The sequence below is a fragment of the Sporosarcina sp. A2 genome, assembly GCF_050858885.1.
GTDB lineage: Bacteria > Bacillota > Bacilli > Bacillales_A > Planococcaceae > Sporosarcina.
In genome coordinates, this window is record NZ_CP193898.1 from 413,068 (window position 1) to 429,254 (window position 16,187).

15 protein-coding genes are annotated in these 16,187 nt (G+C 41.3%); 9 read left to right on the forward strand and 6 right to left on the reverse strand.

From position 1 onward, the window contains the following. Positions 1 to 3: 3 nt before the first annotated feature. Complete coding sequence (locus tag ACRPI0_RS01795; protein ID WP_432354411.1) at positions 4 to 1,212, forward strand: dicarboxylate/amino acid:cation symporter; 1,209 nt, start codon at positions 4 to 6, stop codon at positions 1,210 to 1,212. A 37-nt stretch (positions 1,213 to 1,249) separates the two neighbouring features. Here ACRPI0_RS01795 and ACRPI0_RS01800 read toward each other — a convergent pair whose 3' ends face one another. Then, the gene (locus ACRPI0_RS01800; protein ID WP_432354414.1) at positions 1,250 to 1,786 is read right to left on the reverse strand and encodes a helix-turn-helix domain-containing protein; all 537 of its coding nucleotides are present in this window, start codon (positions 1,784 to 1,786) and stop codon (positions 1,250 to 1,252) included. A gap of 115 nt (positions 1,787 to 1,901) precedes the next feature. On the opposite strand from ACRPI0_RS01800, the gene ACRPI0_RS01805 reads away from it, so the two are divergent. Beyond that, positions 1,902 to 2,864: an ornithine cyclodeaminase family protein gene (locus tag ACRPI0_RS01805; RefSeq protein ID WP_432354416.1), complete on the forward strand. Its 963-nt coding sequence runs from the start codon at positions 1,902 to 1,904 to the stop codon at positions 2,862 to 2,864. 356 nt (positions 2,865 to 3,220) lie between these two features. Here ACRPI0_RS01805 and ACRPI0_RS01810 read toward each other — a convergent pair whose 3' ends face one another. The 4 genes from ACRPI0_RS01810 to ACRPI0_RS01825 form a co-directional block, all read right to left on the reverse strand. Next, complete coding sequence (locus tag ACRPI0_RS01810; protein ID WP_432354417.1) at positions 3,221 to 4,447, reverse strand: NAD(P)/FAD-dependent oxidoreductase; 1,227 nt, start codon at positions 4,445 to 4,447, stop codon at positions 3,221 to 3,223. Continuing rightward, positions 4,440 to 4,778 (reverse strand): (2Fe-2S)-binding protein, encoded by a 339-nt coding sequence (locus ACRPI0_RS01815; RefSeq protein ID WP_432354418.1) that lies wholly within the window; start codon positions 4,776 to 4,778, stop codon positions 4,440 to 4,442. Before ACRPI0_RS01815 ends, ACRPI0_RS01810 begins: the two co-directional genes overlap by 8 nt. Then, on the reverse strand, positions 4,775 to 5,029 hold the full coding sequence (locus tag ACRPI0_RS01820; RefSeq protein WP_432355858.1) for a (2Fe-2S)-binding protein: 255 nt from the start codon (positions 5,027 to 5,029) through the stop codon (positions 4,775 to 4,777). The genes ACRPI0_RS01815 and ACRPI0_RS01820 overlap by 4 nt, the downstream gene beginning before the upstream one ends. A 91-nt stretch (positions 5,030 to 5,120) precedes the next feature. Continuing rightward, positions 5,121 to 6,857: a sigma-54 interaction domain-containing protein gene (locus ACRPI0_RS01825; RefSeq protein WP_432354419.1), complete on the reverse strand. Its 1,737-nt coding sequence runs from the start codon at positions 6,855 to 6,857 to the stop codon at positions 5,121 to 5,123. 166 nt (positions 6,858 to 7,023) lie between these two features. Here ACRPI0_RS01825 and ACRPI0_RS01830 point away from each other — a divergent pair, with 166 nt between their 5' ends. The 7 genes from ACRPI0_RS01830 to ACRPI0_RS01860 all read left to right on the forward strand — a co-directional run bounded on the left by ACRPI0_RS01830 (position 7,024) and on the right by ACRPI0_RS01860 (position 14,552). Beyond that, entirely contained in the window at positions 7,024 to 8,196 is a 1,173-nt protein-coding gene (locus ACRPI0_RS01830) for an NAD(P)/FAD-dependent oxidoreductase (RefSeq protein ID WP_432355859.1), read from the forward strand. Then, positions 8,196 to 9,236 (forward strand): proline racemase family protein, encoded by a 1,041-nt coding sequence (locus ACRPI0_RS01835; protein WP_432354420.1) that lies wholly within the window; start codon positions 8,196 to 8,198, stop codon positions 9,234 to 9,236. The genes ACRPI0_RS01830 and ACRPI0_RS01835 overlap by 1 nt, the downstream gene beginning before the upstream one ends. Beyond that, positions 9,237 to 10,157: a proline racemase family protein gene (locus tag ACRPI0_RS01840; RefSeq protein WP_432354422.1), complete on the forward strand. Its 921-nt coding sequence runs from the start codon at positions 9,237 to 9,239 to the stop codon at positions 10,155 to 10,157. It begins immediately after the preceding gene. 82 nt (positions 10,158 to 10,239) lie between these two features. Beyond that, the gene (gene nhaC / locus ACRPI0_RS01845; protein WP_432354423.1) at positions 10,240 to 11,703 is read left to right on the forward strand and encodes a Na+/H+ antiporter NhaC; all 1,464 of its coding nucleotides are present in this window, start codon (positions 10,240 to 10,242) and stop codon (positions 11,701 to 11,703) included. Positions 11,704 to 11,729: 26 nt separating this feature from the next. Beyond that, entirely contained in the window at positions 11,730 to 12,623 is an 894-nt protein-coding gene (gene dapA / locus ACRPI0_RS01850; RefSeq protein WP_432354424.1) for a 4-hydroxy-tetrahydrodipicolinate synthase, read from the forward strand. 20 nt (positions 12,624 to 12,643) lie between these two features. After that, a complete protein-coding gene (locus ACRPI0_RS01855) occupies positions 12,644 to 14,134 on the forward strand; it encodes an aldehyde dehydrogenase family protein (RefSeq protein ID WP_432354425.1) in 1,491 nt (496 codons plus the stop codon). Between the two features lie 145 nt (positions 14,135 to 14,279). Further along, entirely contained in the window at positions 14,280 to 14,552 is a 273-nt protein-coding gene (locus tag ACRPI0_RS01860; RefSeq protein WP_432354426.1) for a hypothetical protein, read from the forward strand. Positions 14,553 to 14,620: 68 nt separating this feature from the next. Here the strand turns inward: ACRPI0_RS01860 and rpoN are convergent, their stop codons facing one another. Continuing rightward, a complete protein-coding gene (gene rpoN, locus ACRPI0_RS01865) occupies positions 14,621 to 15,934 on the reverse strand; it encodes an RNA polymerase factor sigma-54 (RefSeq protein ID WP_432354427.1) in 1,314 nt (437 codons plus the stop codon). Positions 15,935 to 16,187: the final 253 nt, after the last annotated feature.

Genomic DNA, 16,187 nt, shown 5'->3' on the forward strand with positions numbered 1-16,187 from the left:
GCTATGGGATGGTGGAAGAAACAACATCTATTCGTTCAAGTTGCAATTGGGGCAGTTTTAGGAATTGTGCTAGGGTTAATCTTGAAAGAGAATGTAGTTTATATTGCGCCAATAGGTGATATATTCATTAGTCTACTCAAATGGCTAATCGTTCCTTTAACATTTCTAGTCTTAATTGATGGGATAACTAACTTACCGAGCGTTAAGTCCTTACGATCCATTGGTGGAATTACAATTATTTATTATATGACTACTACTGTTATTGCTGCTTCTATTGGTATTGGGGTTGCTTTACTTATGAATCCCGGAAAAAACTCTGTTGGAATGCTGACAGATGGGGAAGTAGTTTCTCCTGAGGAATTTAATTTTATAGATAATCTAATTTCTTGGACGCCTAACAATTTATTTGGTAGCTTCGTTGAAATGAATATGTTGCAAATTATTATTGGGGCCATCATTATCGGAGTTGCTCTTTTAAGCATGGGGGATAAAGTTAAAACCGTGCGATTGTTCTTTCAAGAAGGCGCAGCTTTAATGTTGAAAATCACGGATATGATTATGTATCTGGCACCTCTTGGAGTACTAGCTCTCATTGCGAAATTAGTGGGTACAACAGATATGACCATTATCTCATCTGCCATGTACTATGTGATGAGTGCGCTTATAGGACTGGCAATTCTATTATTTGTTGTATATCCTACGCTCATTATATTATTCACGAAGTTTAAGCCTTTGGAGTTTTTACGTGCCATTAGTCCAGCTTTGATGTTAGCTGCCGCAACGTCCTCTAGTAACGCTACTCTACCTGCATCTATGAATGTCTCAAAGAAATTAGGCATATCGGATAAGATTTATGGTTTTACTCTTCCGTTAGGTGCAACCATTAACATGGATGGTTTGGCGGTAACATTTGGAGTCACTGCAATCTTCGCAGCGAATTTATATGATATCCCTATTACGTTTGGATTATTAGTCCAGTTTGTTTTTCTAGGTCTGGCTCTATCGATGGGTACAGCAGGGGCTAGGGGAGCGGATATTGTAATGATGGCCATTTTGATGACCTCATTAGGATTACCTTTAGAAATTGTTGCGATATATGCAGCGGTGTCACCATTAGTCGATGCAGGAAATACGACAAATAACATAGCAGGCGATTTAACAGGAACTGCAATCGTACATTCAAGGTATGGCAACAAGTTAGAAGATTTATAAACCAATAGCCGATGAGATCTCTTGGTCTCTTCGGCTATTATTGAAAATCGTGAGAAACACATAGGAAGACAACTTCTTCATCCGTATAGTTGTACCAGTAATGCGTCTGGTTTGAATCGAACATGATCGACTCGTGTTTTTCCAGTTCAACTTTATCATTACCCAACAGAACAGTAAGAACACCTTTTAATACAAAGAGAAATTCCTGTCCGTTATGAGTAAATGCATTTCCTTCATTTTGACCAGGCTTTAAGTTAATGAGTAAGGGTTGAAAAGCATAGTCTTTCATTGAATGATGCAAACTTTTATACATGATATTATGATGATTTAATTTTTCTGTTTCTGAAGAGAGGTCGTCACTAAGTGTAGCGGGTACGTCATCGAAAAATATGGCAGGACTCACTTGTAACGCTAAAGATAGCTTTTTTAAAGACTCTAGTGTGGCACTGCTTTTCCCTCTTTCTAATTGCGAAAGAAAGCTGATCGAAAACCCTGTCTGTTCAGCCACTTCTTTTAAGGTCATTTTGTTTTCTTTACGGATATCACGAATTCTTTCACCAATAGGTTGATCCATCACAAACACTCTCCTCTGAAATTCGTTAACTATATAAGGTATATCACATAATCAAATAGGATAAAAGAAAGGGCTGAATGTTTTGATCATACTCGATGAAAAAACAATACAAAACATGTACAAAATGGATAAAGCGGTTGCAGATTTAGAGCACCTCTTGAAAGCTAAAGTAGAGGAGCAAGTAGAAAACCCGTTACGGACTGTAATTGAATTTAAAAAGCATGAGGCAAGTGTCTTATATATGCCGAGTGCAGATTTGGATAAAGAACTGATGGCGATGAAGGCCGTCACAATCTTCCCGCACAACAGACAATCAGGAGGAAAGACGACTCAAGGAGTGACATTAGTATCTGATGCAAAAACAGGCGAACATGTTGCTCTCGTCAACGCATCCTATTTAACTCGCATAAGGACAGGTGCCTTAAGCGCGATTGCAACTGACCTTTATGCAATGGAAAATGCAGAGATTCTAACATGTATCGGAACAGGAGGTATGGCGTTTGAACAAGTACTTGGTGTATTGGAAGTACGGAATATCAAGACCATCAATCTAGTAAACCGGACAATAGCGAATGCAGAACAGTTTAAGGAGAAGTTAGTGGAATTTGGAATCCCATCCTCTATCAACATAGAAGTGATACCAGAGGAACAAAAATCCGAAGTCGTTAAACAATCGCAAATCATCAATTGCAGCACAAGGTCGGAAACACCTGTATTCGATGGTAAGGATATTCAACCGGGTACTCACGTGAATGGCGTTGGCTCCTATTTGCCACATATGAGAGAAGTGGACCATAGGTTCATATGCCGTGCAGACAAAGTCATTGTCGATGATTTCCACGGTGCCACCGAAGAAGCAGGGGAGCTAATCCACGCAAATGCCCAAAGCGACTGGTCCTATGACAAGATTCACGGGGAACTGAAGGACGCTTACGTCGGGAATTTAACAGCTCGTGAAAACGACCAAGAAATAACGTTCTTCAAATGCGTAGGCGCCGCCTACTTCGACCTAGCCGTTGCAATCGGCGTATACGAAACCGCGAAAGAACAAAAACTAGGACAATACGTAACCATCTAAACGATTCGATGCCATTGGTTTTAGTGTTCTAATCCATGAACTTGAAACGTGGTTAGTAACGATTTTAACTATCAAAAAGAGTTAAGTTGAGCATGCATCATTAGAACCTTCAACACTAATTCCTAGTAGCTCCGTTGATTGAAGTGGAAGATGACGACTCCGGTGGGATAGCTAAGGAAGCAACCTAAGTTCACGGCGTCCTGCCGCAATGGTTGCATGACCTACATCCTGTAGGCCCGCGTTCATCTGAAACGTAAAACAACACCGTTTATAAATATATTCAAATAAGGGGGGCTATCTCAAAAGGTCATTTACATGACTCTTTTGGATAGCCCCCTCTGTTATAGAAAATTATATTAACTAGTAACTTCCACCTTAGCTTGCTGACTATACTCCTCCCAATACTGTTGGAGTTTCTGTTTCCCCTCTTTAACAGAAGGATGGAACTGAATGAACGCATGATTCCGCGTATGATCAATCAACTTAACCGCTTCCTCAATTTCTGCTTCGTGTTTGCCACCATTCAGTTTGTTTGCAATTGCTAGCCCCGCAGTGATCCCTTGTCGTATAGCCACTTTAGCGCCTTCAATTCCGGTGATGTTCCCAGCAACGTAGAGTCCATCCAAGACGGTCTCCATACGATTATTATGAAGAGGTACGTAACCTCCTAATTCTTCGATGTGATAAAACGGGCAGCCAGCAACTGCCGCCAGCTCCGCCAACGGATACAATCCACCTGCGATACAAACGAAGTCTGCGCTGATTTTCTCTTCCGTTCCTGGTATCACTTCGCCAGATGGATTGATTGTAGCTAGCGTTACGCCTTCAACAGCACCATCCCCATAAATATCAATGACAGCTTTTCGAAGCATGATCGGGATATCCCACATCTTCACTCCGTTTTTCGGGAAGAACGTAATGCCCATCTTTTTCATAAATTCATTTTTCATCAGTTTACTACCGAACTTCACGAAGGCAGACGGTGCCATATGAGAAACATGCAACAGTGAATTCATGACATCCATCGGATTAGCGGATTTTTTCGTCACTTGATTCATCTTTGGCAACGTGATGCAAGCCACATCGATATCGGCAAGTTTCAGTTCCATTGCAATGGCGGACGACAGCACATTCACACCAATAATAACACCGCGATTTCCAGGTTTGACTCTATGTACATTAGTCATCACTTGGGCAGCTCCGACGGACATGACGCCTGGAAGAGTCCAACCTGGTATCGGCAATGGAACTTCAGCCGCTCCGGTTGCAAGCAACAGGTGCTGAGTGGAGTAAGTTTCCTCATCCGTATAAACGATCCAGTCCCCATCTAACCTTTCAATATTGGAAACGGGGGTACCTAAACGGATTTCAATGCCTAGCGCAATCGCCTTATCATGCAGATTCTTAGATTCTTTAATACCATTCCACCAATTCCCGTTTTCTTCTTCGTAAAGTTGACCTAGCAAGCGTCCCCCGGCCAACATGTATTCATCGAGAATGATAACTTGGTAACCTCTTTCAGCAATCGTGATAGCAGCAGATAAGCCGGCAGGCCCTGCACCGATAACAATGACTTTACTCATTATTCAACCTCCAGTCTTTTACGGACGTCAGGAATTTTTCTCCGCTCGATACAGTCATGCCTTCCTGAACAGGTGTCAGGCAGGCTCTTACACCTTGTTGTCCGTTAACGGTGACTCGGCATTCAAAACAGTGGCCGATGTTGCAATAGATCCCACGGGGGCTTCCGGTTTCTTCGTGGACACGCAACGTCCGGATATCATTTGCCAAGAGAGCAGCAGCAAGTGACTCCTGTTTCAACCCACGTAAAACAGTGTTGTTGAATGTGAAGGAAACCATAGCTGTGTCGTCCACTTTATCCAAGATAGGGTGATTAATGATACGATTCGTCATTTTGTAACCTCCCCTAAACTTCCGAAACTAACCGGTCTAATAGGCGGTTGATACTTTAACGTGATTTGCGTAACATCCCTTTCTACAGTGGAGTGTGCAATGCTATCCACCATCGAACGGCATGTTCTTCCACCGCAATACCCCATGCCTGCACGAGTCCGAAGTTTCAGTTCGCGTGCCGAGCAATTATAGGTTTCAGCTGTATTCTTCAATTCTCCATAGGTTACTTCCTCACATCTACAGATAATCATTTCATTCTCCGACAAGCTAATCACTCCATCCTCAGTCTATTTCTATTTGCATACTAAAGATATATGCAAGAATGTAGCCAAGTCTGGCGATCTATAATTGAATTCCTAATTTATTCATCCGATTATAAAGAGTAGCCCTAGTGATTTCCAAGTTCTTTGCGCAAAGAAGTTTATTTCCATCGGCTTTACTCAATTCTTTTAGAATGATGTCCTTCTCGTACATTCGTAGTTGTTCTTGTAAGGAAAGTTGCTCAGTCGTGTGTGTCGGATAGGAAGATAAGACAACATGATCTTCTATAGTAGACTGTGGAATTCGTTCCATTTCATTCGGAAGGTCATCGATTTTAATTTCACCATTCTCGGAAAACGCAACGAGTCGTTCGATGGCATTCTTTAGTTCACGGATATTTCCTGGCCAGTCGTGTTGAAGTAACGCCTGCATGACCTCTTGAGAAATTCCGTGAATGGGACGGTTATACTTCACGGACAATTCGTAAAGGAAGTAATGAGTGAGTTCAATAATATCTTCAGGTCTCTCGCGTAGGGGAGGAACTTTGAAGTTTACGACGTTTAACCGGTAATAAAGGTCTTCTCTAAATTTCCCTTCTTTAATTAGCTCTTTTAAATCGCGATTGGTTGCAGCAACAATACGGAATTCCACTTCAATTTCCTTCGTACCACCCACAGTGTAAAACTTTTTTTCTTGCAAAAGCCTTAGCATCTTTACTTGCATTTCTAGCGGCATTTCTCCAATCTCATCGAGAAACAACGTTCCATTCTTTGCAAGTTCTACTTTCCCTTTTTTTCCTTTTTGATTGGCTCCAGAAAAGGCACCTTTTTCATAACCGAAGATTTCACTTTCGAACAATCCATTAGGAATAGCTCCGCAGTTAATGGCGACAAATGGTGAGTTTTCAGGCTCACGTAAGTTATGAATCGCTTTTGCGAACAGTTCTTTTCCGACTCCGCTTTCTCCATAAATGAGGACGGCTGCATCTGAAGAGGCAGCTTTTCTAGCGATATCCAATGTTTGCTTAATGGATGGACTGTTCCCTTTTATATAGGAAAAGGGGCTGACAGAAGGGGATTTCTTCCTAACTTCTTCCTCTAATATGAATAACTTTTCGGAAGTGTTGTAGAGCTCGTTATTTAGTAAGATTTGTCTCGTTATATCTGTTTCTGAAACGACAGCACCTATGATCTCTTCATTTAAATAGACAGGGTTAGAGTTAATCATCACGACAAGATCTTTCCGAGCATGGTGCTGACTATGATGTAACGATGTTCCGTTTTTTAAGGTATTTAGTATTTCTAATCTTTCTGGACTGAAGAAGTTGGTAATCGGCAGACCGATAATGTCTTTTTCTTTTACAGAAAATATTTCTTCAGCGCCTTTTGTCCAGTAAAGAACATTCGCATCTTGGTCAATTACTGTGCAAGATTCATCGATCGTTTGTAAAATCGTTTTCAAATAAGCTTGTGCTCTTTGGTATTCCAAAAATAAGTGTTTAGAAAACACTTCGTATGTGAGAAATCCTACATAATCATTGGAATCATTGACGATAAGTGCAACATTTGTATTTCTCAGTTCCTCGAAGGCTTCTTCAATTGTACTGTTCACAGAAAGCGTACAGCATGGAGTGTAGAGGATTTCATTAGTAAGTTCAGTAGTTTTTACACAGTGCAGACTATTATCTACTAATTGAAATACCATTTTAGGCATTTCTGAAGCAATTTGTTGGGTCAAAGAAGCTGGGTTCTGACTTGAATCAATGATTGTGAATTCTGTATCTACTAGTTTGCTTGGCAGTTTTTGCGAAAAGTTCATTTGGTTAAACACCTCAACTGTCAAAATATTTTAAACGTATAAATAACTTTACACTAATTATTAGAATTTTCAATAGAGATTGATAATGTACGAGGATTTTCCATTTTGGCACGCTACTTGCAATACATATAAATAAGTGAACGAGAGGAGGATTATTGTGATGAATATGAAACATCGAGATGTCGTCGTCATTGGCGGTGGAATTATAGGGGCATCGATTGCCTACTATGGTTCGAAAGCTGGTCTTGATATTACGGTCCTTGAAAAGAATGAGTTAGCAAGCGGCACCTCTTCTAGATGTGATGGAAACATACTTGCGATCGATAAAGATCCTGGTTTTGATAGTCAAATGTCTTTGAAAAGTCAGATGCTTGTCCATGAGTTGGACAAAGAACTTGAAGTATCTTTTGAATACCGCAACCCAGGGAGTATTTTAGTGTGTGAAAATGATGCTGAAATGGAAGCAGCGAATCAGTGGGTTAGCAAACAGCAAGAAGCGGGGCTGGAGTTCAAGATGTTGGACCGTGAGGACTTGCGGAACGAATCCAAGTACTTTGCGGATGATTTGTATGGTGGATTGGAATGTAAAACAGATTCCACTGTAAATCCATATATGATGACGTATTCAATGTTTCATAGTGCTGAAAAAAACGGCGCGAAAATACATACGAATACTGAAGTTAAAAATGTATCCAAAAATGAAACCGGTCAGTTTGTGATTGAAACAAATAATGGAACTTATACTGCTAAAAAAGTAGTTAACGCAGGTGGCGTATGGGCTCCGAAACTTGGCGCGATGGTGGGACTCGACATTCCAATCCTTCCTAGAAAAGGTCAACTGATCGTCGCATCACGTCAACAGCCCGTTGGCTTGAGGAAAGTGATGGAGTTCGGTTACCTGATTTCGAAATTTGGCGGTGAACGAATCGTTGACCCAGCCATGGAGAAGTTCGGAGTTGCGCTCGTGTTCGAGCCTACTGAAAGCCAAAACTTCCTAATTGGAAGTAGTCGAGAATTCGGTGGCTTTAATACAAAAGTGAATCATGAAGTGACGAAACTAATTGCGAGGCGTGCGATTCGGTTTTATCCCCAAATAGCCGATATGACGGTGATTCGGACGTATGCGGGATTGCGACCGTGGACAGAAGATCACTTACCAATCATTTCACGCGTGGAGCACATACCAGGATACTTTATAGCGGCAGGTCATGAAGGGGATGGGATCAGTCTCGCAGCTGTGACCGGTAAACTTATTGAAGAAATGCTTAATGAGAAGGAAACTTGTATTCCAATAGAGCCACTACAACTCAGCCGTTTTAAGGAAAGGGTGATGATCTGATGAAGTACCAGCGATTGTTTACAACGATTGATACGCACACGGGTGGAAATCCGACTCGAACGCTAATTAGTGGGTTGCCTCCTTTAGTGGGCGACACAATGTCAGAAAAGATGTTGTATATGGAAAAGAACTACGACTGGATCCGAAAGTTTCTAATGAATGAACCGCGCGGGCACGGTGTGATGTCTGGTGCGTTATGGACAGAACCTTGTCATCCGGATGCAGACGTCGGGGTCATCTATATTGAAACTGGCGGATATTTGCCAATGTGTGGACACGATACGATCGGTTTCTGTACAGCTCTTGTTGAAGCCGGGCTGATTGAAGTCCATGAGCCATTTACGAATATCAATATTGATACTCCTGCGGGGTTGATCGCAGTGAACATCAAAGTCACCGACGGAAAAGCCGAAGAAGTGACATTCGATAATGTCCCAGCGTTTTTATTGAAATCCGTTGAACTCGATGTCAACGGGATCGGTCACGTGCAATGTGATATTGCATACGGTGGGAATTTCTACGGAATTATCGATGCACGGAAATTAAATCTGCCGTTAGTAGAGAGCAATGCAACAACGATTATCAACCAGGCCATCGATATCCGAAATGCCATCAATGCAACGGAGGAAATAGTCCACCCAGAATTTCCATTCATATCTGGATTGACGCATATCGAGTTTTACACGGATCCTGTTCATCCGGATGCTGATGTGAAAAACACAGTTATCGTACCGCCTGGAGGGATAGACCGATCTCCATGTGGCACAGGGACATCTGCGAAACTAGCGACGTTGTATAAAAACAAAGAAATTGGGATCGGTGAATTGTTCGTTCATGAGAGCATTGTCGGCACGTTATTCAAAGCGAAGGTGCTGGAAGAAACTAAGGTGGATGAGCTGGATGCCGTGATTACAGAAGTAACAGGTTCCGCTTGGATCATGGGGAATCATCGATTCTTCTACAATGAAAAAGATCCGCTGCGTGAAGGGTATTTGCTCATACCACCTATGGAACATGAGTCCGTGAAAGAAGGTGTCTAAATGAACTACGAAAAAATGTACAACACGATTGACACGCATGTCGCAGGGGAAGCATTCAGAATCGTCATCCAATCACCTATCAGGCTGAATGGGGATGACATTCAAGCTCAACATCATCAGTTACAAAATGGCTTTACGAATGAAAAGAATCTATTGCTGAACGAACCACGCGGACATCGCGGGATGCATGGATGTGTCGTTGTTCCATCTCGAATTGCAGAGTTTTCGTTGCTGTTTTTCAATCATCAAGATGTAAGTAACTTCAAATATGAAGGATTACTTACGACGGTAACGGCATTAATAGAGACGGGGAATTTGAATGAAACAGAGGATGGACTTTATAAAGTGGAGACAGTGAAGGGCATCTATACGGTGAAAGCGCTTGTAGAAAACCAAGAAGTAACTTCTGTCTCTATTGAAAGTGAATCGTGTTCTGTAATCGAAAGCAATCCGGATTATACAGCAGTCCGTGTTGACAACGACCGCGATTATTTGATTTTCAGGTTGCCTGATACGATACCTGGCATTGAATTGGAGTATCTAGCGGAATTGAACCGTTGGGGGTTGGGAAAGACGACGGAATTGAATAGAGAAAACATCGACTATGCAGGAGTTGTCGTTGTCAATCTAATTCCATCTTATCCAGGGAAACTACAATCTGTGACCTTTGAAAAAGATGGCTATATTCTTCGTTCTCCAGGAGTAGATAGTACGTTTGCGATTCTCACAGCGCTGTTGGAAAAAGCAGCGGACCAATCGAAAATTGAAAATCATAGTGTTTTCGGAAGTGCACTAACAGTAAATAAAGTGACAGAAGGAAGCACACGTTTCTCCGTTAAAACAGAAGCGTTTGTTACGGGCAGCCATGAATTCATCTTTGACCAAGACGACCCATTGAAGGAGGGGTTTTTATTGGCATAGAAAGGGTGGCGTAACGTGAACTAAAACTGTTGCAAAGGAATGGTGGAAAATGGACACGGGAACTTAGTATAGGGGGAACGGTATGCAAACTGAAAAAAGATTACCTAGTTTAGGCGAAACTCTATTTGTTTTAATTGGTTTCGGATTGATTATGACGCTATTCATTCTAAAGTTTGATATCTCAATTCACTTGGCACTGTTGACGACATGGTTCTTGATCATTATGGTCGGTTTGAAAATCGGCTATAACTACAAAGAAATGCAACAAGGTCTTTTGAACGGAGTTAGTGACGGACTAGAAGCTGTTCTCGTTTTACTATCCGTAGGCGCATTAATTGGAACTTGGATCGCTGGGGGAGTCGTACCGTCTATTATTTATTATGGTCTTGCGATCATCGATCCAAATATCTTCTTAATGGCGGCGTTCATCATCTGTACGGTAACTTCTATTGCTACCGGAACTTCCTTTGGCTCGGCGGGAACAGCAGGTATTGCCATGATGGCGATCGGTGCAAGTTTTGGTTTTCCTTTACCGCTAGTTGCGGGTGCAGTCATTTCAGGATGTTATGTAGGAGATAAGTTATCTCCGCTATCTGATACTACCGTCATGACTGCTTCACTATCCAAAGTGGACCTGATCGATCACATCAAATCGATGTTGACGGTTAGTATACCAGCTTGGGTGATCGCAGCACTGTTATTTTTAGTTACAGGATTTTTCTTTGATGGAAAAGGAGACTTAAGTGCTGCAACATCAACGATGGCTTCCTTGAATGAGTACTTCAGTATTAGTTGGTATATGTTAGTTCCGGCTATTGTCGTTATTGGTTTACTAACGTTCAAAATGCCTTCCATTCCAGTTATTCTATTCGGTGCTTTTTTAGGGACAATTTGGGCTTTCTTATTCCAGGGCGCAACGTTTTTACAGGCATTTAACATTATGTACGCGGGTAATTCAATTGTGTCAGGTGTACCATTCATCGATAATTTACTAAACCGCGGTGGAATCGTATTCATGTTAGATGTTATCGCTTTAATCATCTTTGCACTTGGGGTAGGCGGACTGATGGAGAGAATTGGAATTTTGCGGGCGATTGGAAACTACTTATCAAAATGGGCCAACAATCCCGGGAAAACGACGGTTTCTACAATTCTTGCAGGGTTCCTAGGAAATCTATTTGGTGGGGCGTATGTCTCCATCATCACGGCAAGTAAAATCACTGGAGATAACTATGATCGTCAACATATCGATCGTCGAGTGCTTTCCAGAAATACCGAGGCGGGCGGAACGATTACCACACCGATGGTACCGTGGTCGGATGGTGGCGTATTCATGGCTGCAGCACTCGGAGTCTCAACAATGAGTTATTTACCATTCCTATGGTTCAACATATTAGTGCTACTTATTTCAGTCATTTACGGATTTACGAACAAGTTCATTTGGTATACGGATTCAAAGGCAGCGATATCAGTGGAAGATGAAGAAACAGACAGAACGAACACAACTGAGAAACAAGCAACACCTGTTGGAAGTTATTCAAAATAAAAAACAAAACTTAGGAGGAATTTATTATGGTAAAACTTGAAGGGGTATTCCCAGTACTAATTACACCAATGATCAACGAAAAGGAAATCGATTGGGAAGGTTTTAAGAACAACATCGAACACTTCATTGATGCAGGCGTAGCTGGACTAGCAATTAACGGTAGTACAGGAGAGTTTGTCAGTTTGACAAAAGAAGAACGCTATAAAGCGGTTGAAGTCGCAGTTGAGCAAGTTAACGGTCGAGTTCCGCTCATCGTCGGTACGGCAGCTGAAACGACAGCTGATGCGATTGAATATACTCAACAAGCTGAAAAAGCGGGTGCAGATGCAGCGTTGCTGATCAACTCGTATTATGCACACCCGAAAGAGAACGAAATTTATGAACACTTCAAAGCAGTAGCAGAATCTGTGGAATTGCCAGTGATGATCTACAATAACCCATTCACGTCAGGTGTCGATATTAGCACAGAGACGATTTTAAAAGTGGGTCGTGATGTGAAGAACATTACTCACGTTAAAGAGTCTAGTGGAGGTATCGGCAAAGCGCGGGATATTGCACGTCAAGGTGAAGGTTTCATTAAAGTATTCTGTGGTTCTGAAGATCTTGCGATTGAGTCATTCCTTGTAGGGGCAACGGGCTGGATTTGTGTATCTGGAAACATTGCACCACGTCTTGTGACGGATATGTATAATCATGTTCAAAACAATGAAATGGATGAGGCTTGGGCACTTTACGATAGACTTCTGCCACTTTGCGCATTCCTTGAAGGATCAGGAAAATACGTTCAAATCGTTAAAAGAGCAATGGATCTCCAAGGTTTAGCAGGTGGACCATGCCGCAGACCGCGACTTCCACTTAATGAAGAAGAGGAAGCCACTTTAAAAGAACTTCTACACAGCTTGGAAATCGTAACTAACTGAGACGGGGAGGCGAACTAAGAATGAAAGTAACAGACTATAAACTAAAACCGAAAGTAGAAGAGTTCCTGCAAGGGGTTAAAGGACTTTATATTGACGGAGATTATCGACCGGCAATTAGCGGTAAAACGTTTAACGTCATTAATCCAGCGACTGAGGAAGTAATTGCGCAAGTTAGTGAAGCGCAAACTGAAGATATTGATGTTGCAGTAGCAGCTGCAAGAAAAGCGTTTGATGAAGGCGAATGGACAAAGATGGAAACGGCTGAGCGTTCTCATCTTATCTATAAGTTTGCAAATCTCCTGGAGGAAAATCGTGAAGAGCTAGCCCAACTGGAATCACTGGACAACGGCAAACCTTACGAAGTTGCATTAGCAGACGATGTGGACGGCACCGTTCAGCATTTCAGATATTACTCGGGCTGGGCGACTAAAATGGTCGGGCAAACGATTCCAGTGTCTAATGACTATTTAAATTACACAGTGCACGAAGCAGTAGGTGTGGTCGGCCAAATCATTCCTTGGAATTTCCCTTTGGCGATGGCTGCCTGGAAACTAGGCTCTGCACTCGCAGTCGGCTGTACGGTGGTCATCAAGCCTGCAACCGAAACACCATTATCTCTTATTTACGTGGCGAAGTTATTCAAAGACGCTGGATTCCCTGACGGAGTCGTCAATGTTGTACCTGGTGCAGGCAGAGTAGCAGGGGATGCGATTGTAACACATAAAGATGTTGATAAAGTTGCTTTTACAGGTTCAACAGCTGTCGGTAAAGGGATCATGGAGAAAGCTTCAGATCAGTTAAAGGGTGTCACATTGGAACTTGGCGGTAAATCTCCAAGTATCATTTTAGAAGATGCTAACCTTGAAGAGGCGATTGAAGGTGCATTTAACGGAACAATGTATAACCATGGACAGAACTGTAGCGCATGTACACGAGTTTACGTTCACCGATCACATTACGAAGAAGTAGTGACTGGTTTAGTAGAACGTGCAAACGCATTAAAACTTGGGCCTGGAATGGATCCAGAAACGGACATGGGGCCACTCGTTTCAGCGAAACAGCAACAAACAGTTTTGGATTTCATCGAACAAGGAAAAAGCGAAGGTGCACGAATTGTCGCAGGCGGCAGCAAAGCGTTCGATACAGGCTATTACGTGCAACCGACCATTTTTGTCGATGTTGAAGATGATATGACAATTGCTCGTGAAGAGATTTTTGGTCCTGTTCTATCTGTATTCGTCTTTGACACAGTAGAAGAAGTAATCAAACGTGCAAATGATAGCATTTACGGCTTAGCTGCAAGTGTCTGGACGGAAAATATCAAAACAGGACATTACGTAGCGAAGAAGTTGAAAGCCGGAACGGTCTGGATCAACGACTTTGGTATCGAGATTGAAACGATGCCATTCGGAGGTTACAAACAATCTGGAATTGGACGCGAAATGGGCGGAGAATACGGATTAGCTAACTATACAGAAGTGAAAAGTGTATTTGTGAATATTAAACAATAACTTGATGTGTAATAAAATGGTCTTGGATTTTTTATCCTAGACCATTTAGTTCTATTAGTGTGTTATTTCAGAATAGTGTGGAATTAATAGCGGTTTTTAGTATATACTAAGAGAAATGAATGTCTTTCCATAAAGGAGCTAAACTATGGGACTAACTTATTTTTTGGTACTAATGGTAAGCGCTATCATTGTTACATCGCTACTCATGTGGATTAGTGAAAAGGTGATTTCGATAACTTCCCTTCAAAAAATATCACCGATTCTCAAAACGGCAGGTTCTCTTGTTTTTGCGATTGTCATTCTCTCAGCATTGTTTTATGTACTGGAAAAGCCTTCAGCTATGTATATGATTCTAATAAGCGGGGCAATTATCGGTTATAACAGATATTGGTTCGGGCACTTTTCAGTAGAAGATTAAAAGTAGTTTAAAAAAATAGGAGGAATGGAGATATGTATACTTCTCCATTCCTCCTATTTTTTTGCGTTTTAGATCTGGATACCCTTGCGTTTGCTGGAAGAGGGAATCCGCAGTTCTTCTCGATATTTACTTATGGTCCTACGTGAAATCGTAATTCCTTTTTCTGTACTGAAATACTCTGCGATTTTTTGGTCTGAATACGGCTTGAACTTGTTTTCTTTCGCGATGAAACTTTCTAAGAGTTTTTTCACTTTCGTTTGGGAGATGGTATTTCCATCCGAAGTTTCCAACTTTGAAGTGAAAAGCAAGCGCAAGTCAAAGGAACCGAATGGAGTTTGTATCACTTTGTTCGATGTTGCTCGACTAACAGTTGATTCATGCATTTCGATTTCATCTGCTACATCTTTGAGTGTGAGTGGCTTCAGGGATTGGAATCCATGTTTAAAGAACTCCTCTTGTTTATCCAAAAGAACACGGACAATTTTAATAATTGTATTCCGGCGCTGTTCAATACTGTTTAGTAGCCATTGATAATTTTTATACTGAGAATGGACGAACTTGGATGCATCACTTTTCTCTGTAAGATACTGTGAATAGTTGTTGTTCATATGAATTCCTGGTAGATAACCATCATTCAAGTGAAATGTGAAACCATGTTCGTTTAAATCCACGATAATGTCAGGTGTTAAGTATTTCGTAGAAGCGTCAGACATAAATGAGCAAGGTCTTGGATTGAGGCTCTGGATAAAATCGAAGAGATTTTTCACTTCGTTCATACTAATGTTCATTTTTGAAGCGATTTCTTTCCATTTACGATCTGCAATCAAATTCAAATGATTCTCTACTAAACAGGCAGCTGACTTGTTTTCGGGAAACGCGTACATAATTTGCAAGAGTAAGCATTCTTTTAAGTCCCTAGCTCCAATTCCAATAGGACCTAGTTCTTGTAGAAGATGAATTCCTTTCTCTATGTTCTCTTCACTGAACGCTACATTTGTATCCGTAGGTAGTTGGTTAATTTGTAAAAATCCATTGTCATCTAGGTTGTAGATGAGATACTTTAACAACTTTTGCGTAGGAGCGTCTCGGTACATGAACTGTGCTTGCTTTAATAATTCCTCCCGCTTATTCTCTTCTGCGCACTGTACGTTATCCATGGGCATTTCAGACGTTCCATAAATAGAAGATTTACGATGCAACCGTTCTTCATAGACAGGTTTCACTTCTTTTTCCTTCAATACAATGAGGGGGTTTTCCAACTCCTGCTCGCGGATGTATTGTTCGAGTTCATAGGTGGAGTATTGTAGTAATTCTATGGCTTGTCTTAATTCGACGGTCATCAATAAATTAAGTTCTTGCCGTTGTTGAAGTCCTAGCTCCATATCCATTTCCCCTTTGTTTAGTAGTGTCTAAAGTTCTAACCAAGTGAAGCGAATTCCTATTCAAAAATAGGGATATTTTAGGACGATTTGTTATGCCACATATTAAATGTTATAAGAGGATACATAAATTCATACAAGATTTCATCAAAGCTGCAAGTCACTATGAAGCAATTATAGGTGTATGACTATTTAGAATATGTAGTTTATTATAACATAGCCCTATTTAAACTTCGATGATAACTTTGACTACTTT